Raw genomic sequence first — 19,519 nt, forward strand, 5'->3', positions numbered from 1 at the left:
TGTTTTCTATGAAATATAAAATCCACATACTAGTTTGTTTTGCATTGATACTAAGTTTTTCTGGGTATTCTCAACAGGGAAAACAAAAACGTGCGGACACATTATTTAATAAATTTTCATTTGTTAAAGCTGCTGATGTATATAAAGACCTTATTGCAAAAAATTACAATAAAGACTATGCTACTAGAAAATTAGCGGATTGTTATGCCTATTTAAGAAACTCTGAAAAAGCATCTCGATATTATAAAAGTGCTGTAAAACAAGAAAATATTCCAATAGAATATTACTACAAGTATGCACAATCTCTTAGAGGAATAAAAAAATACAAAGAATCTGAAATTTGGTTACAGCGCTATAAAGATTCAGGAGGTGTAGTTCATGCTAATGACTTCTCCAAAGACGTCAATTTTATTTCTAGTGTTTTTGGAGCCAAACAACAATACTTTTTAGAAAAAGTTCCTTTCAATTCAAAATTTAGCGATTTTGGAGCCTTTGAACATGACGGCAAGGTGTATTTTGCCTCGGCTAGAGATGAAGGTGTTGGAGTCAAGCGGGTATATGGATGGAATGAGCAACCCTTTTTAGATATCTATACAGCCGATGTTGATACAGAAGAAAATGTTGACCATTCCAACAAGGTAAAAGGTGATGTTAATTCAGTATTTCATGATGGCCCAGCAACAGTTACTAAAAATGGTCAAACCATGTATTTTTCGAGAAACAACTTCACGGACGGTATGGAAGTTAAGGATGGCCAAGGATTAACAAATATGAAAATCTATAGAGCCACATTAATTGATGGGGAATGGACCAACATTGAAGATTTATCCATAAACGGTGATGATTTCTCAACCCAACATGCAGCCTTAAACAATGACGATACTAAGTTGTATTTTACTTCAGATAGACCAGGCGGCTATGGCGGTTCGGATATTTGGTCAGTCAATATTGAGCCAGACGGGTCATTGACAGGTTTAGAAAATATTGGTAATATTGTTAATACCGAAAGTGCTGAAGGATTTCCATTCATTAATAATGAAGGTGTACTCTTCTTTTCCTCTGATGGACATACTGGACTGGGGCTCTTAGACATTTTTGCCACCATTAAAGGTGAAGATGAGCAAACCATAGTAGATGTAATAAATCTAGGCGTTCCTGTGAACTCTAATAACGACGATTTTGCATTCACCATGAATCCTGATGGGATTACTGGCTATTTTGCTTCTAATAGAAAAGGGGGTAAAGGCAGTGATGATATTTACGCGTTCCATAGAGAGCCATTACTTACTGTTGAAGGTGTTGTTAGTGATGCCATTAACACCAAGCCTATTGCTAATGCTAAAATCACATTATTTGATGATGAGGACAATCAAATTGCCTATATGGAAACTGATGAAAATGGGTTTTATCAAATAAATATAGATAGACATCAAGACTATAAAATTGTTGCAAGTCAAGATAAATACATTGATGATTATAGAATGTTTACGTCAAAAAACATACAGACAGAGCTTACTTCTATAACAGCTAACCTCCTACTAAACCCTAAACCTAATGTTGTTAAACTTGCAGAATTGAATACTATATACTTTGATTTTGACAAGCATAATATTAGAAAAGATGCGGCTTTAGAATTAGATAAAATTGTAAGTTTAATGCAAAATGATTACCCAGAAATGGTTATTCGAATTGAATCTCATACAGACTCTAGAGGTAAATTAACCTACAATGATAAATTATCCATTGACCGCGCTAATGCCACCTATGAATATTTAACTTCAAAAGGCATTGATCCAACTAGAATTACCGAACACAAAGGTTTTGGTGAACGTAGGCTAACGAACGGTTGTGAGGATGGATCTACTTGTGAAGAAGCAGATCATCAATTAAACAGACGTACACAGTTTATTGTTGTACAAATGGAATAATACAGTTAAAGAATTAAGAATATAATTTACTGAGAAACCACCAGAATAATTGATTTTGGTGGTTTTTACGTTTAGTCTAGCTAGGAAATTCATTAAGCATTCTTTCTCACCCCTTTCCCTATATATCTGTAAAATCGAATTCACCTTTGAGATTAGCAATAATAAACGGAGTTAATAGACTATATTCCAATTGATTGTAAAAGAGACTTTTAATAAAGAAGTGTTTAATGTTTAGAATAAAAAAGATTGAAATAGTAATTTATAGGTTTCAATATAGGAGTCTAAGACCATTGAATAGTTGTATAGATCTCCTGTAGTTTATAAATGTAAATCAGTAAAATCTAAGCTTAATAGACTGAAACAACCAAAAATTGAAGTGTTTTGCATAGCTTATTACATATAAATAAATGTATTCTATTAATTATCAGAAATCTGAAATAACTTTATGGAATATTATTATTTCTGTATAATCAACTATAGTCAATACACCCAACTCTATATGTTTTATTCAAGATGCACTGAAAACCCAGTAATCAATATATTTATAAAGATGATAAAAAAAGATTAACACTCCTAAGGAGATGAACTAAAGAAGTCTTTAGAATATTATAAACTGCCAGCACTATTTATTAAGTAGATTTTGGTGCTATCTATAATCAGTTATTTTTTTATAAATATGTTGGTAAAATACCACCTACCTTCGATGCTTTTTTCAGCGGATATATCAAAATTAGTATAGTCACCCTCAAGGTTAGCTTTGTGATTTTCACTTTTAATCCATGCATTAACAACACCCTGAGCTGTCCCAAAGCCGTAGGCCACATTTTCAGATACTGTCTTGGCGCCAATATTAGATTTTAAATAGTTACTTCTAGCAAAAAAGTTATCATGGGAAACAACATCATTATCAATCATATAGTAGGTATGGCTATTTGCAACAGATTTAATAACACTCATTTCTTTCAAAGGGTCCAAATCTAGAGAAAGCCTATAATCATTAATAAGTCCCAGAATTTCAATTTCAATAGCTTTCGCTTCGGTTTCTACTAAATTAAGTTCTAGACTATTGGCATTATCATCTAAACTATCTGTACTACATGAAAGCAATGTCATAACAGTTAATAAAGCAATAAAGGGCCATTGGAAAAACAGCTTCATAGGATTGTTATTTTAGATTTGGGATTATAAAATTAACCCCTCAACCTAAAATAACTGTTAATGAAATGTTAAAATCGACCAAAAACATGCGTTTTGTCGATATTTAATGTTTTTAACCGATTATTTATTATATTTAACAATCCATATCCTACATAAAAATTATGGTGCTAAACGACTAATCTTCCAGTTAAAATCTTCCTGAAGTTGATAACGAACACGGTCATGCAAGCGATTAGGTCTTCCTTGCCAAAATTCAATTTCAACAGGCTTTACTATATATCCGCCCCAATATTTTGGCCGTTCTATTTCCTTTCCTTCATATTCCTTTTCCAACTCCAAAAGTTTTGACTCCAGAAACGCTCTATTTTCAACAATGTCACTTTGATTTGAAACTATGGCTCCCAATTGACTACCTCTAGGTCTAGATTCAAAATAGCCGTCACTTAAATTCTCTGCTATTTTCTCAGCCTTACCTTTAATAATAATTTGACGCTCTGCGCCATGCCAGAAAAAAGACAAACAAACATTTGGGTTTGCTGAAATAGCCTTGCCTTTCTCACTATTGTAATTCGTATAAAAAATAAAACCTTCAAACGTATATTTTTTCAATAACACCACCCTACTTTTAGGATAACCATCTAGTCCCAATGTAGATATAGTCATAGCGTTAGTCTCATTGGCTGCAAAATACTTATCAACTTCATAAAACCATTTTTGAAATAACTCCATGGGATTCTCAGGAATTTGCTTTAGGAGCAACTCCCCTTTTTTATATATTTTTCTGTAATTGCTTAAATCTTTCTCCATATGATACAAAATAACAATAAATTATTATTTTAATTAAAAAAGCTCAAACAAAACAATGTAAATTTGTATCATTCTAAATTATAATAATATTAATGAAATTTGAAAGTTCTCCACTCAGTAAGACCTATGATTTTCATAAAGTAGAAAAGCCATTTGGTAATTTCTATTTTTGTGAGAAATTTATTGTTGCAGAATTAAATGCTGGCGTCCATTTTAACTGGAGCAAAATTGAATCTATACTTTTTGAAATATCTAATTTCTATACGGAAGGAATTTCTCTAGGCTATATTACAAATAGAATTAATTCTTATTCTATTAATCCACATGACTGGGCTAAAGTTGAAAGCCGAATGCGAGGTTTTGGAAATATGCTAGGAAGTGCTATAGTGTATTATAATAAAATGATGTTTATGAATGCTTCTCTAGAACAACGTTTTAGCAAAGCTGTGAAAATCTACCCTACCCAATCATTAGAAGAGGCTATAGAGTGGGTTTTATCTTTAGAAAAAGATAAATAACAAACTAAATGTAAGTATTTAATTAAAATTTAAAGGATTTTCCGTCTTCAGCTAATTCAACATTATCAAATAGCTCTTTAGCTTCATCTTTAAACTTACCGATATCATTGTATCGTGTAGAATAGTGCCCCAATAAAAGTGTACCAATATTTGCTTGTTTAGCTATACTTGCTGCTTCTTTAGCAGTAGCATGTTTTGTTTTTTTCGCTAAGTGACTGTGCTGTTCTAAAAACGTAGATTCATGGTATAACACATCTGTATTTTGTATTAATGGTATAATATCTTCTTTATACATGGTGTCACTGCAAAAGGCATAACTTTTTGACTTTGCTGCTGCTTTAGTTACCAATTCATTGCTTATCAAAACGCCTTTTTCATTTACAACATCAAATCCTTGCGTTAATTTTCTGAAGTATGCTTGATTAATTTCCGCCTTTTCAGCAGCATATACATCCAACTTCCTAAGACCTGTTTTTTCCTTAAACAAAAATCCATTGGTATACACACGATGATTTAATGGAATGGTATACACTTCCACTTTTTCATCCTCAAATATCAATTCAGAATCGTTTGAAGTCAATTCATGAAAATACAGGTTATAATTTGTCCAAGAATCAGCAAGTTTCATTTGAAGAATTACAACCTCCTTTATCCCTTTTGGTCCATAAACGTGTAAATCAGCCTCTCTTGTTAGTAATCTAAAAGTTGAAATTAAACCAACTAAACCAAAGAAATGGTCTCCATGCAAATGAGATATAAAGATGTGCTTAATTCTATTAAACTTTATCTTATGTTTTCTCAACTGCACCTGAGTTCCTTCACCACAATCAATTAAGAACATATGATTATTTATCTCTAATACTTGGGATGTGGTATTATTAAGAGTTCTTGGAGTCGCGCTATAACAGCCTAAAATAGTTAAGTTCATAGTTTATATGGACTGTTTATAGTTTATACTATCTTCAGGTGTAAATTTACTTCGAAAAGAAAATGCATAAGGGGTGTCACCGTTAATATTCATATAATCTAAGCGTTGTTTAGCATCCTTAAATGTTGGTTGGTAGCCTTGTTTAACATACCAAAAAGCCATATGGACCATTTTCAATTTAGAAAACCATTCCTTTTTACGTTTAAATACATCTATATGCCCTGATTTATAGGTATACTCATAAAGTGCTTCTAAATTCTCCCAAACGGATATATTTATCACTAATGAATCATCTTGAAAAATAATGCTACCTTCTTCTTTTTCTTCATCTTGCATACGCCATTTAAACCCTTCACTAGAATCTGCAATAGCATTAATACGCTCAACATTATTTAAAAAATCTTGCATAATAGGATCGTCAAGTGGCGCTAATCTCCTGGCAATATTAACTTGAGCAAGATGTAGGTCACTCATACTAAAAGCCTAAATCACGTTCCATATCTTCCATTTCAACAATATCAAACCCTTCTTGAAGTGTCGGCGCCACAATGATTTCATCTGGAACAACAGCTAAATCAATTTTATTTGAAACAATAACGAAAGAATGCTTGGCATTTCTATGGTTTTTTGACAATTGCAAAAACTCTACAATATCCTCTCTTCCAAAATTATCTATAGCATTAAGCGCAACAATAATATTATTGTTTTTAAATTTTGGGTATAAAGCTTGAATTTTTTTTACTAATTCTATCACTGTAACTGTTTCCTGAGTGATAATAGATGTATTCCCTTTTTGGTCTAAGATCATAAGATTATTGTTTTATTTTAGAAGCAAGCAAATATATCACAGCCATTCTTACGGCCACCCCATTTTGGACTTGATCAAGAATGATAGACTGTTTTGAATCGGCTACGTCGCTAGTAATTTCTACACCTCTATTTATAGGTCCTGGATGCATAATGGTAATCTCTTTATCCAAAGAATCTAATAATTCTCTATTAACGCCATACTGTTGTGTGTATTCTCTAGTAGATGGAAAATAACTTATATCCATACGTTCATTCTGCACACGAAGCATGTTTGCTACATCACACCAATTCAATGCCTTAACTAAGTTTGTCTCAACCTTTACTCCAATCTTATCTACATACTTTGGGATTAATGTTTTTGGTCCACAAAGCATCACCTCTGCGCCCTGCAGTTGAAGTGCAAAAATATTAGAGAGAGCCACTCTACTATGTAAAATATCGCCTACAATCAACACTTTTTTTCCGCCAACTCCTCCTAACTTTTCTCTTATTGAATACGAATCTAATAAGGCCTGCGTAGGATGTTCATGCGCCCCGTCGCCGGCATTTACGATACTTGCATTTACGTGCTTAGATAAAAAAACTCCAGCCCCTGGATTAGGATGACGCATCACAACCATATCTACTTTCATAGATAAAATATTGTTTACTGTATCAATTAAAGTTTCTCCTTTTTTAACAGAAGATTGTGCCGAAGAAAAGTTAATAACATCTGCTGACAAACGCTTTTCTGCAAGTTCAAAAGACAACTTAGTTCTTGTTGAATTTTCAAAAAACAAGTTAGCTATGGTAATATCTCTAAGCGAAGGTACTTTTTTAATGGGTCTATTAATCACTTCTTTAAAGTGATCAGCTGTTTCAAAAATAAGTTGGATATCTTTTTTATTAAGATACTTAATTCCTAATAAGTGATTTACACTTAATTCGCTCATTATAATAGTTTATTTTTCAATTAAGTAAACCGAATCCTCACTATCATGTTCCTTCCAGTTCACTTTAACTTTTTCATTATTTATTACATCTACTTGACGTCCTCTATAATCAGGCTGAATGGGCAAATGTCTACTAAAACGCCTATCAATTAAAGTTAATAGCTCAATTTCATTAGGCCTTCCAAAGGATTGTATAGCTGTTAATGCGGCTCGAATACTTCGCCCGGTATACAAAACATCATCAATGAAAACAATATTCTTATCTTCAACAATAAAATTGATTTTAGTGGTATTAGCTTCAAGAGGCTTCTCACTTCTTCTAAAATCATCTCTAAAGAAAGTAATATCTAAATGTCCTAATTCTATATTTTTTACCTTATAATCTTCTCTAAGTATTTGGGCTAATCTATCAGCTAAGAAAACGCCTCTTGGCTGTAAACCAATTAATACCGTGGAAGAAAAATCGTTGTGCTTTTCAATTAGTTGACAAGCCAATCGATGAAGAATGATGTTTACCTCTTTTGCGTTAAGTAAAACTTTTTGACTCATATACTATCCAAACATGTTTGGAGAACAAAGGTAATGCAAAATATTAGAAGTAAAAACCAATAAATATATTCTTTATTTGAATGCAATGGTGACCAAAGCCATAACTTATACCAAAACCTCATATTGAAATTTCTATTGGGTTTCAATAACTTTTATTAATCCTCTTGTAATACAAAATACCAATACTACTTAGGGAATAGGAATAAAAAAGCCTCCAATAAATTGAAGGCTTTTTAGTTTTATAAATGTTTTAGAAAATTATTTTTTTCCATCCATTTTATCTTTAAGAGCTTGTAAAGCATCATTAGCATCACCTAAAGTAGGTTTAGCTTCGGCAGCTTGAGAAGCTTGCTTCTTAACTGCTGCTTTTACATTCTTAATTTCTTCTTCTTTGAAGATAGCTGTATGAGAAGCTACAACACGTTTAAATTCTTTATTGAATTCAATAATTTTAAACTCTGCTGATTCACCTTTCTTAAGTTTGCTTCCGTCTTCTTTCTCTAAGTGACGAGAAGGTACAAATGCAACAATATCCTCATTAAACTCAACAGTAGCACCTTTATCTACTATTTCAGAAATAGCTGCAGTATGGGTTGTTCCTAAAGCAAAGTCAGTTTCATACTTATCCCAAGGATTAACAGTAGTTTGTTTATGACCTAAACTCAATTTACGCCCTTCAACATCCAATTCTAACACTACTACATCTAACTTATCACCTACAGCACAAAACTCAGATGGATGTTTGATTTTCTTAGTCCAAGATAAATCTGAAATATAAATTAAACCATCAATACCTTCTTCTAGCTCAACAAAAACACCAAAGTTTGTGAAGTTACGCACAATACCTGAATGCTTAGAACCTACTGGGTATTTACTTGTAATATCTGTCCATGGATCTGGCGTTAATTGCTTAATTCCTAGAGACATTTTACGATCTTCTCTATCTAAAGTTAAAATTACAGCATCAACTTCATCTCCAACAGAAACAAAATCTTGAGCAGAACGTAAATGCGTAGACCAAGACATTTCAGAAACGTGAATTAATCCTTCAACACCATCAGCTACTTCAATAAAAGCACCGTAATCAGCAATTACTACAACTTTTCCTTTTACTTTATCTCCTACTTTTACTTCTTCAGCAAGTGCTTCCCAAGGATGCTTAGATAATTGTTTAAGACCTAACTGAATTCTAGATTTGTTTTCATCGAAATCAAGAATTACAACATTTAATTTTTGATCTAATTCAACAATCTCATTTGGATGATTGATTCTAGACCAAGATAAATCAGTAATATGCACTAATCCGTCGACACCGCCAAGATCGATAAATACACCGTAAGAAGTAATATTCTTAACAATACCTTCTAACACTTGACCTTTTTCTAATTGACCAATAATTTCTTTCTTTTGTTCTTCAATATCAGCTTCAATAAGTGCTTTGTGAGAAACTACTACGTTTTTAAATTCGTGGTTGATTTTAACAACTTTGAATTCCATAGTTTTGTTTACGTACTGATCGTAATCTCTAATTGGTTTTACATCAATTTGAGAACCTGGTAAGAACGCTTCAATTCCGAAGACATCTACAATCATACCACCTTTAGTTCTGCATTTAACAAAACCATTCACGATTTCTCCTGTTTCATGTGCTTTATTAACACGATCCCACGCTTTAATAACACGTGCTTTTCTGTGCGACAACACTAATTGACCTGTAGCATCTTCACGTACGTCAATTAAAACTTCTACTTTATCACCAACTGCTAAGTTAGGATTGTAACGAAATTCGTTTAATGAAATAACACCTTCAGATTTAGCGTTGATGTCAATAATTGCATCACGATCTGTCATATGAACAACAGTACCTTCAACAACTTCATCATCTAAAGTGTCAACGAAATTTTCTGCCACTAATTTTTCAAATTCCTTCAATTGTAAATCATCAACTTCATCAATTCCTTCTTGATAATTGTGCCAGTTGAATTCTTTTAAGAATTTTTCAGGGTTTGCTTTTGCTTCAGATACTACTGGAGCTTCTACTGCTGGAGCATCAGTTGCTTCAACCTCAGCTTGTTTTGCGTTTTCCGCCATTTAATATTAAATTATAATGCTGACAATTTACCTTTGGTTTAAATGTCTTAACATTATGTTTTGTATTCTATATGCCTCAGGAGATTTAAGCGATTAACACATAGAAGAGTTATCTTGTTTTATATTTCACTTCCTTTATCTGCCTGACGATTCGCTAAAAGGAGTGCAAAAATACATATTATCTACTTAATTACCTAAAAATGAGAAAATAAAATAATTATAACCCTATAGCATACTTACCCCACTTGAATTAACAGTATAATTATATGAATATGTTCATTCAAATAAGAAAATTCATTATATTGTTAGTATTAAATTTTATAAAAACAAACACATTAATATGACTACAAAAGCAAAATATCAAGCTGTATTAGAATTAGGTGAAGCATTAAACATTCAAAATGGTAATGTTACAGAGGAAAATGGTGTTCTTAAAGTAATAGGAACTGCTAAAAACCCCTATGAAAAAAATATACTATGGGATAAAATCAAGGAAATTGGCGGGGAAAACCCATCTGATATTATGGCCAATATTTCAGTTGCAGACGACAGTGTTTATGCCAGACATATTGTTAAAAGTGGTGAAACATTAGGTGGAATAGCAAAAAAATATTTTGGCAACCCTGCAAAGTATCAGGATATTTTTAAGGCGAATTCTGATATTTTAAAGAACCCGGATTTGATTCACCCAGATCAAGAATTAATTATTCCAAATTTATAGAATTTTAAAGGTTAGAGGTTGTCCAAATTATATTGCCATAATATTTAAATCTTTAAACAAAAGTGTACGTTTACAAAAAATTAATTTAAATTTGTAAATAATACCCCATAAATTTACACACTCTTAAATTTCTTTTATTATGAAAAAATCACTTTGCTACTAGTTATGTTATTTACAATGGAGTCTATATCTATAGCCCAAGAAATAAAACTTATTGATTTTGAGAATACTAGCAGACAATAGAAAACACAGGGCTTAACCAGTATTGAACTAGGTCTGTTGTACTATAGAATCAATTTGTTTTTTGCTGCTTTAATAATTTAATTAACAAAAACTTTAATACTATGAAAAAAATTACACTTTTAATAATGTTCTTAGCAACATTTAATTCTTTATGCTCTGCACAAGAAATAACTCTGATTGATTTTGGACTACTCGGACAAATTTCTGGAGGAAACTGGAATAATGTAACTGATAGTGCTACTTTAAATACCAGTACGTTTTTAATAAATAGCGAAGGCGAAAGTACCGGTGAAATCATTATACTGACAGACCCCTTTGACGATGAGATAAATGGTTTCGGAACTACAACCCCAGATGCTGCATTACCATTTGGAGCCAAAGCCACCAGGGATAGTTTCTTTGGAGAAAGTAGGGAGTTTACAAATAACACGCCTAGTCTTGAACCAACAGGAGGTTTTACCTTTACAGGTTTAGATGTAAATGAGCTTTATTCGTTTAAAATTTTTGCATCTAGAATGAATGAGCTGGGCGACAATAGAGAAACATTATACACCATAACAGGAGACGGCGGTGCTCAAACTGCTTTGTTAGACGCTTCTAATAACGAAACTAATGTAGCTGCTATTTTTAATGTTAAACCTTCTGATATTGGTGAAATAACTTTTCAAGCGGAGAAAGGACCTAACAACGACTCTACTCAAGACGGCATTGATTATAATTTTTACTATTTAGGATCTATAGAAATGACAAAAACGGAAACTAGTTTGTCATCAGACAGTTTTAGTACTTCAGGTTTAATAAACATATATCCTAATCCTTCTGCTGAAATGGTAAATGTAAGTTTTAGCCTTAAGGAAAGTGCAAGGGTAAAAATGGACATTTACGATGTAAATGGTAAATTTGTAAAAACAATATTAAATGAAGAAAAGGCTGCCGGTAGTTACATTCAAAAGTGGAATAGCACTTCTATGGCTGCTGGATTGTACATTCTAGAAATAAGTGCAGATAATAAAAAATACCGCTCAAAATTAATTCTTAAATAATTAATAAAGCAGGTGAACTTCTGTTTTTATTAATTTGACTTTTCCAAATATAAATACAGATTGAAACCGTCATAAATATTAAACCTCCAAGAATCAAGATTCTTGGAGGTTTTTTTTACGTTTATACTAGTCATCTGGCACGACTGAAATTGAAAAGACTTCTTTTTATTCGCTTTTAAGCAGCCTAAAGAGCTCTAAACTTTAATTAGAACTTTTAATTGCCTTTTTTGCCAATTCCAGAACTTTATCAAACTGCTGCTCTATCGATAAGAGCGAATTATCAATTTCAATAGCATCAATAGCTTTTATTAAAGGTGAATCTTTTCTAGTTGTATCCAGATAATCACGATCTGTGACATTTTTTAAAACTGCCTCATATTTTACCTCATCACCTCTAGTGATAAGTTCCTTATACCGACGCTCTGCTCTAGTTTCAGCAGAAGCTACCATAAAAAGTTTCAACTCCGCATTCGGAAAAACGATAGTTCCTATATCTCTCCCATCCATAACAACCCCCTTATCTTCGCCCATTTTCTGCTGCTGTTCTACCAATTTTTTGCGTACTTCAGAAACCGTAGCTATTTGACTTACAAAACTAGAAACTTCAAGCGTTCTAATTTTCTTTTCAACATTAATACCATTTAAATACACCTCTGCGTATCCCAAATCTCCATTAAATTTAAAACTCAGCTCGATTTTTGGTAGCTGCAATATAAGGGCCTCCTGATTAAAATGATCAGCACTTATAAATCCATTCTGTAAGGCATATAAAGCGACAGATCGATACATAGCACCAGTATCAACATAGACATAAACTAAATGTTTTGCCAGTTGTTTCGCAATTGTGCTTTTTCCTGTAGATGAAAAGCCGTCAATGGCTATAGTAATTTTGTTCATGATTCTAAAATAGCAATTTCGTTTTTATTAAAGTATACTGGTTACAAATTTATGTGCTTTATATGTTCAAATTGGTAAAAAGGAGTAACTAAATGCAGAAAATAAAATTATGATTTAGTTAATGTTTTAGTTTCAGACATATGTAATAAAAAAAAACATATGTGTCATACGGATTACTTTGAAATAACTTTTTTTTTGTTGAAAACAATAATTATGTACAAATTAGAACAACTGTATTTATTCTCTTTTATTTTAATCTTTAGCAGCTTCCTTAATGCTCAAAACATTTATGTTGCAACAAATGGTGATGACACTAACGATGGATCATTAAACAACCCATATAAAACATTTAGCAAGGCTATTTCTGTTATGAATGCCGGTGATGTTTGTATTATAAAAGGGGGGACATATGAAGAAGAATTATCTATTAACAAAAATGGAACCTCAGATAATTATTTAACATTTAAAGCTGCACAAGGAGAAAGAGTTAATATTAAAGCCACTCGTGTCCTTAATGGTTGGCAACCTCATAGTGGTAATATTTTTAAAGCAGCTGTAAATATGACAATTGAAAGTCGATTTAGATCTGTTTACCATAACAATGAATACATGGACATAGCAAGATGGCCAAACAATACAGACAATAATCGTTGGACGGTAGATTGTACACCAGTTAATGGCGGTGATGGCTCTCATTTTCTTGTTAGCAACATTCCCGATATAGATTGGACAGGAGGTTTAGTGTATTATTTAGGGGCTCATTCTGGTACTAGCTGGACAAGAACTATTACTTCTAATTCCACAAATAGAGTTAATTTTACCGCTGTTAATATCAACAAATGGCCATTTACCCCTCACAACCCAACTGTTTGGAGAAACAACCCTGGAAACAATAGAGGTCAACTCTATTTATTTAATAAACTAGAGGCTTTAGACTACGCTAGAGAATGGTATTATGACAGTACTTCTAACATGCTTTATTTTCAAACAGCTAATGGTAAGATACCAGCGGATGGTACTGTAGAATATGCTGCCAGTAAATTTGCTGCTCAATTAAGAGGCGATTATATAAAACTAGAAGGTATTAATTTCTTTGGAGGGAGTATAAAAATTCACAATAACGCCGATAATAACCAAATAATAAATTGTAAAATTACTCATGGTAGTGAAGGTCATGACAGCTTAACAAATACTTCTGCTCAAGTTGGAGAAGCCGCCATAGAGGTTTTAGGAGATAACACTCTTATAAAGGACTGCACTATAAATCATAGTTCAGTTAGTGGGGTCATAATTGCAGGATGGGCAGCAGCAAATTGTACCATAGAAGGGAATCTTATTAGTAATATAGACTACATAGGTATACATGCATCCCCCCTAAGAAGCAGTGGTAATAATGTTAAAATATTAAAAAACACCATTATCAATGCAGGAAGAGATGGTATGTATGTAGCTGGTAGCGATTGCGAAATTGCCTACAACGACGTATCAGGATCACAACAAATTAACAGCGATTCGGGAGTTTTCTATACTGTGGGTAATGCCAACTTGAAAAACAATAACATTCACCATAACTGGTTTCATGATGCAAGTGCTCCTTCCTATTCCCATAATCCAAATGATCCCGGAAAAGCAGCAGGGATCTATCTAGATAATAATAGTAAAGGGTATACCGTTCATCATAATGTGGTATGGAACGTATCTTGGAGTGGATACCAAGTAAACTGGAACAATACAAACCTTGATTTTTTTCATAATACTTTTTGGAATGCAGAACGCGCTATGGATTCTTGGGTAAACGGTTACCCTCAAGAAAATAATAAAATTTATAATAGTTTTTCCAATACGGGTGATTGGTTTACTGGAAATGGCCCTCATGAATTTGATATTCAAGATAATTTAATTACCGCTACATCACCTTTTGAAGACCCAGAAAACAATAACTTTATGCCAAAACCTGGTAGTGCTGTTGTTGATCAAGCTCAAATAATTTCTGGATTTCCTAAACCTTATAAAGGAAGTGCTCCTGATATTGGAGCTTATGAATTAGGGGGCACCTCTTGGACTGCTGGAATCAATGCTATTGAAGATACTGGAGAAGCTTTAAGTATTAATGAAGCGGAGTTATCTAAAATTAAATTGTACCCTAATCCTACAAATGATATTTTAAATATTGTAATACCTTTTAATTTAGACAAAAAAGACACCTTTATAACTGTCTATTCATTTCTCGGCCGTCCGGTTACAACAGTAAGTTTAGATGAAAATTCATCCCATATCAAATTGCAATTACATGATTTGGCTTCGGGGCCATATATAGCAAAAATGACCTTTTCTAATGGAGAAGTGTTCACCTCTAAATTTATAAAAAAATAGCACTTTAATTGGCTAAAGAATACAGGTGCGTCAATATTGGCGCACCTTTTATTATTGTAAATCAATTTGTAATCCAAAGAAATTTGAATTTCCTGCACTGGTATATTTGGCATGCGTATAGCTAAAACGCATTTTGTTCATCTTAACAGATATTCCCGCTGACAGCCCTGAAAAATTTCTTTGATCAACAATACGTAAATCTTCACCTCTTCTGAAGTTATATCCTAAACGTATATTAAATCCGCCTTCCGGAAAAATTTCAGCGCCTACAATAGTATGTCGGATAACCTGCCCCAAGAAACCTATTTTTTCAGAAGACTGATTGCCTGATAAATCACTTGTGGTACGCGCAGGGTTTGGAACAGCTATGGGCCATTCCTGTAAATTTTCTAAGGTGACATGCCATCTTATCGGTACATTCTCTAGTTTTTGAGACATCCCAAAAGCTATTTCAAAAGGTAGCCGTTCATTCAAATCGGCATAAGTTGTTATCTGTGTACCTACATTTCTTACCACCAAAGCAGCATTAAAACCAATATCCTTGTCTAAATATATTAGACCTAGATCTAAAGCAACTCCAATAGAGCTATACTGTTCTAATTTAGATGAAATTAGTTTTAAATTGGTACCAAAATAAAAATCAGAGTACCCCACTTGTAATGCATAACCAAATGATAACGCAACTTCATTACCTGTAAAGGTTCCGGTAGAATTACCGTCCTCATCATAACCATTAAAAGAACCATAATTAATATAACTAACCCCGGCATGAAATGTTTGCGTGCGCCTATCCAGTGTATAAGCATAAGCTGCTGTCCCGTAACTTATTCCTCCTAAATAACTTGTATAATTAACAGCTAATTGATTATCCATTTCAACATTTATAGTTGCCGGATTAAATATGGCCTGAGTAACGTCATAATCTACATTAGTAAAAACCTTTCCTCCTAAAGCGGCCTGACGCGGTGAAGAAATGAGATTAAGAAATTGATAGGTAGTCTCACCCCCAACTTGAGCTGCTGCAAAAGCACTTATAAACAAACAATAAAGTGGGACAATTTTTCTTAGCATATTTACACCGCAAAGTAAATAAATCTATCTTAAAACGATAGCATGTGTTATTTATTTTAAATCATAAAAAAACCTCGTATAAATAACGAGGCTTTTTATCAATTTTTAAAAAAACTATATATTCTTTGCGTTTTTAACTTTTTGATTTGTAATTGCTATTTTCACAACATCAATCATATCAGTTACGTAATGAAATGTTAAGCCTTTTAAATATTCTGGCTTTATTTCTTCAATATCCCGACGGTTATCTTCACACAATAAAATCTCTTTTATTCTAGCCCGCTTAGCAGCCAAAATCTTCTCTTTTATACCTCCAACCGGCAATACTTTTCCACGAAGCGTAATTTCACCTGTCATTGCTAAGCTTTTCTTAACCTTTTTCTGAGTAAATAAAGAGACCAAAGAGGTCAACATCGTGACTCCCGCACTAGGCCCATCTTTTGGTGTTGCTCCTTCCGGAACATGAATATGCACATTATACTTGTCAAAAACTGCGCTATCAATACCTAGTATTTCGGCGTTAGATTTAATATACTCCATAGCAATTGTGGCAGACTCCTTCATTACCTTTCCTAAGTTACCGGTAATAGTCAATGCACCTTTACCTTTAGATAATATAGATTCAATAAACAAAATATCACCACCAACACGGGTCCACGCTAAACCAGTTACAACACCAGCGACATTATTATTTTCATATTTATCGCGTTCCAATTTTGGTCCTCCTAAAACTTCAATAATATCATCATTATCAACTTTCACATTATAAGCCTCTTCCATGGCAATATTCTTAGCTGCATAACGAACCATTTTAGCGACTTGTTTCTCTAAACCACGTACTCCAGATTCACGCGTATATCCTTCTACAATTTTTTCCAACTGTGGCTTCCCTACTTTCAAATCATTCACGGTCAAACCATGCTCTTTAAGTTGCTTTGGCAACAAATGACGCTTGGCGATCTCAACCTTCTCTTCAATGGTATAACCGGTTACATTAATTATTTCCATTCTATCGCGCAACGCAGGCTGTATGGTAGACAGACTATTAGATGTAGCTATAAACATCACTTTAGACAAGTCATACCCCATCTCTAAGAAGTTATCATAGAATTCGCTATTTTGCTCAGGATCTAAAACCTCTAACATAGCAGATGACGGATCACCTTGATGTGAATTCGATAATTTATCAATTTCATCTAAAACAAAAACAGGATTTGAAGTACCAGCCTTTTTCAAACTTTGAATAATACGACCGGGCATAGCGCCAATATAGGTTTTTCTGTGACCTCTTATTTCTGCTTCATCTCGTAAGCCACCTAATGAAATACGAACATATTCCCTTCCTAAAGCTTCAGCAATGGATTTGCCTAATGAGGTTTTTCCAACACCCGGAGGTCCATATAAACATAAAATTGGTGACTTCATATCATTACGAAGCTTGAGCACTGCCAAATACTCAATAATTCTTCGTTTCACATCCTCAAGACCAAAATGATCTCTATCAAGGATTTTCATTGCACGTTTAAGATCAAACTTATCTTTACTAAATTCATTCCATGGTAACTCCAGAAACAATTCAAGATAGTTTCTTTGAATAGAATACTCAGCTACCTGAGGATTCATTCGTTGCATTTTAGCAATCTCTTTATCAAAATGTTTGGCTACTTTTTCATCCCAAAGTTTTTCCTTAGCCTTAGCTTTCATTTCGTCTATTTCCTCATCATGACTAACTCCGCCCAGTTCCTCTTGAATCGTTTTCATTTGTTGATGCAAGAAATACTCACGCTGTTGCTGACTCATATCCATTTGAACCTTAGACTGAATATCATTCTTAAGTTCTAATTTTTGAAATTCAACATTCATGTATTTCAAAGTAGCAAGCGCCCTTGTTTGCAAATCATTAATTTCTAAAAGCTCCTGTTTTTCAGTAACAGAAAGATTCATATTAGAGGACACGAAATTCACAAGAAATGAATTACTCTCAATATTCTTTATAGCAAAAGACGCCTCACTAGGAATATTTGGGCTTTCCTTAATAATTTCTAAAGCCAAATCTTTTATAGAATCTATGATAGCTCTGAATTCCTTGCTTTTGACTGCGGGTTTAGCTTCAGGGATATCTCGTATTGTTGCATTCATATAAGGTGTTTCAGTTAACACCTCCGCAACTTTAAAACGCTTCTTACCTTGAATAATAACTGTCACATTACCATCAGGCATTTTTAAAACACGCAATATTCTTGCAACGGTACCTGTTTCATGAATATCCTTAGCTGTAGGTTTCTCCACAGATTCGTCTTTCTGAGCTACAACACCAACAACTTTTCCGCCTTTATTGGCATCATTAATTAATTTAATTGAAGCATCTCTGCCTGCAGTTATAGGAATAACAACACCTGGAAATAGCACAGTATTTCTTAAAGATAAAATTGGCAGTGTCTCCGGTAACTCCTCATTATTAATCGCTTCTTCATCTTCTGGAGTCATCAAAGGAATTAACTCTGCGTTTTCATCAAACTCCTGTAATGACAAACTGTCAAGGGTAGTAAATTTTGATTTCTTCATAAATATATTTAGGTCAAACTGTCATTAAAACGAGCCTGATCATTTTTTAAAACTTTAATAAATAATAAATAAAACACTATATATCATATGCTTAATAGCGTAAAACAGACCTATAGCAATTACATAAGTTCAATAGCTATGCCAATTATCAATTATTACTAACAAATCAAGATGTCCCCTAGATTTTCCCCATTCGCTTGAGCACAAATAATAAAATAATGGGCAATGCTAAAAGGCCAATCATAAGTAAATTGGTTTGAAATAACCATGGCGATAGGAATAATGTAATAAGGTATCCGCCTATAGCCCCTCCAAAATGTGCATCATGTCCTATATTTCCAATTCTATTTTTCATGCCGTAGATAGAATATAATAAATAACCTATACCAAACAAATATGCTGGTATTGGAATAGGTATAAAGAACAAATATAAATTCATTCCTGGCTGTAATAATATCGCTGAATAAATAACCCCGCTTACAGCACCACTTGCTCCTACGGCACTATAGCTGTATTCATTTTTATGAAAATAGAGCGACAATAAACTACCCACTAACAGACTTCCAATATACACAAAGAGAAATTGTATAGGACTTAATAAGGTTATAACAACATCTGCGAAAAAATAAAGTGTTAGCATATTAAATAGCAAATGCTGCGTATCTGCGTGTAAAAATCCAGAACTAAATAATCTAATTTGTTCTCCGCCTTTAATCGATCCGACATGAAATTTATACTTATTAAAAAAGTTAAAATCACCAAAGCCCTTATAAGATATAAGAACATTTGCTGCTATTAGTATGCCGGTAATGATATCTAAATTGCCCATAAAGGAAATATCGTTTAGTTGAATTTAATATATATTTGCAGGTACAAATCTAAAAT

At 33.1% G+C, this 19,519-nt stretch carries 17 protein-coding genes; 5 read left to right on the plus strand and 12 right to left on the minus strand.

The window, feature by feature from the left end:
• Nucleotides 1-8 precede the first annotated feature (8 nt).
• Nucleotides 9-1,928, plus strand: coding sequence for an OmpA family protein (locus IE051_RS02405; RefSeq protein WP_229796699.1), 1,920 nt, complete (start codon nt 9-11; stop codon nt 1,926-1,928).
• Nucleotides 1,929-2,588: 660 nt separating this feature from the next.
• Here IE051_RS02405 and IE051_RS02410 read toward each other — a convergent pair.
• Both IE051_RS02410 and pdxH read right to left on the minus strand, forming a co-directional pair.
• Nucleotides 2,589-3,086 carry a CAP domain-containing protein gene (locus IE051_RS02410; RefSeq protein ID WP_189359130.1) on the minus strand — a complete coding sequence of 166 codons (498 nt, stop codon included), beginning with the start codon at nt 3,084-3,086 and terminating at the stop codon, nt 2,589-2,591.
• Between the two features lie 159 nt (nt 3,087-3,245).
• Nucleotides 3,246-3,893, minus strand: a complete 648-nt coding sequence (pdxH, locus tag IE051_RS02415) for a pyridoxamine 5'-phosphate oxidase (RefSeq protein WP_189359132.1) — start codon at nt 3,891-3,893, stop codon at nt 3,246-3,248.
• A 92-nt stretch (nt 3,894-3,985) separates the two neighbouring features.
• Here pdxH and IE051_RS02420 point away from each other — a divergent pair, with 92 nt between their 5' ends.
• Complete coding sequence (locus IE051_RS02420; protein WP_189359134.1) at nt 3,986-4,411, plus strand: hypothetical protein; 426 nt, start codon at nt 3,986-3,988, stop codon at nt 4,409-4,411.
• A 22-nt stretch (nt 4,412-4,433) separates the two neighbouring features.
• Here the strand turns inward: IE051_RS02420 and IE051_RS02425 are convergent, their stop codons facing one another.
• From IE051_RS02425 to rpsA, 6 genes are all read right to left on the minus strand, one after another.
• Nucleotides 4,434-5,339 (minus strand): ribonuclease Z, encoded by a 906-nt coding sequence (locus tag IE051_RS02425; RefSeq protein WP_189359136.1) that lies wholly within the window; start codon nt 5,337-5,339, stop codon nt 4,434-4,436.
• Nucleotides 5,340-5,342: 3 nt separating this feature from the next.
• On the minus strand, nt 5,343-5,813 hold the full coding sequence (locus tag IE051_RS02430; protein WP_189359138.1) for a DUF3291 domain-containing protein: 471 nt from the start codon (nt 5,811-5,813) through the stop codon (nt 5,343-5,345).
• A 1-nt stretch (nt 5,814) separates the two neighbouring features.
• Nucleotides 5,815-6,147 (minus strand): ribonuclease Z, encoded by a 333-nt coding sequence (locus IE051_RS02435; RefSeq protein ID WP_189359140.1) that lies wholly within the window; start codon nt 6,145-6,147, stop codon nt 5,815-5,817.
• 4 nt (nt 6,148-6,151) lie between these two features.
• On the minus strand, nt 6,152-7,081 hold the full coding sequence (locus IE051_RS02440) for an aspartate carbamoyltransferase catalytic subunit (RefSeq protein WP_189359142.1): 930 nt from the start codon (nt 7,079-7,081) through the stop codon (nt 6,152-6,154).
• Between the two features lie 9 nt (nt 7,082-7,090).
• Complete coding sequence (gene pyrR / locus IE051_RS02445) at nt 7,091-7,630, minus strand: bifunctional pyr operon transcriptional regulator/uracil phosphoribosyltransferase PyrR (RefSeq protein WP_189359144.1); 540 nt, start codon at nt 7,628-7,630, stop codon at nt 7,091-7,093.
• Nucleotides 7,631-7,888: 258 nt separating this feature from the next.
• A complete protein-coding gene (gene rpsA, locus IE051_RS02450; protein ID WP_189359146.1) occupies nt 7,889-9,721 on the minus strand; it encodes a 30S ribosomal protein S1 in 1,833 nt (610 codons plus the stop codon).
• Between the two features lie 340 nt (nt 9,722-10,061).
• Here rpsA and IE051_RS02455 point away from each other — a divergent pair, with 340 nt between their 5' ends.
• On the plus strand, nt 10,062-10,442 hold the full coding sequence (locus IE051_RS02455) for a LysM peptidoglycan-binding domain-containing protein (protein WP_189359148.1): 381 nt from the start codon (nt 10,062-10,064) through the stop codon (nt 10,440-10,442).
• Between the two features lie 344 nt (nt 10,443-10,786).
• A complete protein-coding gene (locus IE051_RS02460; RefSeq protein WP_189359151.1) occupies nt 10,787-11,728 on the plus strand; it encodes a T9SS type A sorting domain-containing protein in 942 nt (313 codons plus the stop codon).
• Nucleotides 11,729-11,929: 201 nt separating this feature from the next.
• Here IE051_RS02460 and cmk read toward each other — a convergent pair whose 3' ends face one another.
• A complete protein-coding gene (gene cmk, locus IE051_RS02465) occupies nt 11,930-12,625 on the minus strand; it encodes a (d)CMP kinase (protein WP_189359153.1) in 696 nt (231 codons plus the stop codon).
• A 213-nt stretch (nt 12,626-12,838) separates the two neighbouring features.
• On the opposite strand from cmk, the gene IE051_RS02470 reads away from it, so the two are divergent.
• Nucleotides 12,839-14,998: a T9SS type A sorting domain-containing protein gene (locus IE051_RS02470; RefSeq protein WP_189359155.1), complete on the plus strand. Its 2,160-nt coding sequence runs from the start codon at nt 12,839-12,841 to the stop codon at nt 14,996-14,998.
• Between the two features lie 51 nt (nt 14,999-15,049).
• On the opposite strand, the gene porQ is transcribed toward IE051_RS02470, so the two are convergent.
• The 3 genes from porQ to IE051_RS02485 form a co-directional block, all read right to left on the minus strand.
• The gene (gene porQ, locus IE051_RS02475; RefSeq protein ID WP_189359157.1) at nt 15,050-16,069 is read right to left on the minus strand and encodes a type IX secretion system protein PorQ; all 1,020 of its coding nucleotides are present in this window, start codon (nt 16,067-16,069) and stop codon (nt 15,050-15,052) included.
• A gap of 114 nt (nt 16,070-16,183) precedes the next feature.
• Nucleotides 16,184-18,634, minus strand: a complete 2,451-nt coding sequence (gene lon / locus IE051_RS02480) for an endopeptidase La (RefSeq protein ID WP_189359159.1) — start codon at nt 18,632-18,634, stop codon at nt 16,184-16,186.
• Nucleotides 18,635-18,812: 178 nt separating this feature from the next.
• Nucleotides 18,813-19,463 carry a rhomboid family intramembrane serine protease gene (locus tag IE051_RS02485; protein ID WP_189359161.1) on the minus strand — a complete coding sequence of 217 codons (651 nt, stop codon included), beginning with the start codon at nt 19,461-19,463 and terminating at the stop codon, nt 18,813-18,815.
• Nucleotides 19,464-19,519: the final 56 nt, after the last annotated feature.

It is taken from the genome of Algibacter mikhailovii (genome assembly GCF_014651495.1).
Lineage (GTDB): Bacteria > Bacteroidota > Bacteroidia > Flavobacteriales > Flavobacteriaceae > Algibacter_E > Algibacter_E mikhailovii.

Bases quoted from the DNA above. Each gene is read 5' to 3' on its own strand.
- cmk (WP_189359153.1), bottom strand. From the start codon at position 12,625: ATGAACAAAATTACTATAGCCATTGACGGCTTTTCATCTACAGGAAAA.
- IE051_RS02440 (WP_189359142.1), bottom strand. From the start codon at position 7,081: ATGAGCGAATTAAGTGTAAATCACTTATTAGGAATTAAGTATCTTAAT.
- pyrR (WP_189359144.1), bottom strand. From the start codon at position 7,630: ATGAGTCAAAAAGTTTTACTTAACGCAAAAGAGGTAAACATCATTCTT.
- IE051_RS02485 (WP_189359161.1), bottom strand. From the start codon at position 19,463: ATGGGCAATTTAGATATCATTACCGGCATACTAATAGCAGCAAATGTT.
- IE051_RS02435 (WP_189359140.1), bottom strand. From the start codon at position 6,147: ATGATCTTAGACCAAAAAGGGAATACATCTATTATCACTCAGGAAACA.
- IE051_RS02405 (WP_229796699.1), top strand. From the start codon at position 9: ATGAAATATAAAATCCACATACTAGTTTGTTTTGCATTGATACTAAGT.
- IE051_RS02410 (WP_189359130.1), bottom strand. From the start codon at position 3,086: ATGAAGCTGTTTTTCCAATGGCCCTTTATTGCTTTATTAACTGTTATG.
- IE051_RS02455 (WP_189359148.1), top strand. From the start codon at position 10,062: ATGACTACAAAAGCAAAATATCAAGCTGTATTAGAATTAGGTGAAGCA.
- porQ (WP_189359157.1), bottom strand. From the start codon at position 16,069: ATGCTAAGAAAAATTGTCCCACTTTATTGTTTGTTTATAAGTGCTTTT.
- pdxH (WP_189359132.1), bottom strand. From the start codon at position 3,893: ATGGAGAAAGATTTAAGCAATTACAGAAAAATATATAAAAAAGGGGAG.
- IE051_RS02460 (WP_189359151.1), top strand. From the start codon at position 10,787: ATGAAAAAAATTACACTTTTAATAATGTTCTTAGCAACATTTAATTCT.
- lon (WP_189359159.1), bottom strand. From the start codon at position 18,634: ATGAAGAAATCAAAATTTACTACCCTTGACAGTTTGTCATTACAGGAG.
- IE051_RS02420 (WP_189359134.1), top strand. From the start codon at position 3,986: ATGAAATTTGAAAGTTCTCCACTCAGTAAGACCTATGATTTTCATAAA.
- IE051_RS02470 (WP_189359155.1), top strand. From the start codon at position 12,839: ATGTACAAATTAGAACAACTGTATTTATTCTCTTTTATTTTAATCTTT.
- rpsA (WP_189359146.1), bottom strand. From the start codon at position 9,721: ATGGCGGAAAACGCAAAACAAGCTGAGGTTGAAGCAACTGATGCTCCA.
- IE051_RS02425 (WP_189359136.1), bottom strand. From the start codon at position 5,339: ATGAACTTAACTATTTTAGGCTGTTATAGCGCGACTCCAAGAACTCTT.
- IE051_RS02430 (WP_189359138.1), bottom strand. From the start codon at position 5,813: ATGAGTGACCTACATCTTGCTCAAGTTAATATTGCCAGGAGATTAGCG.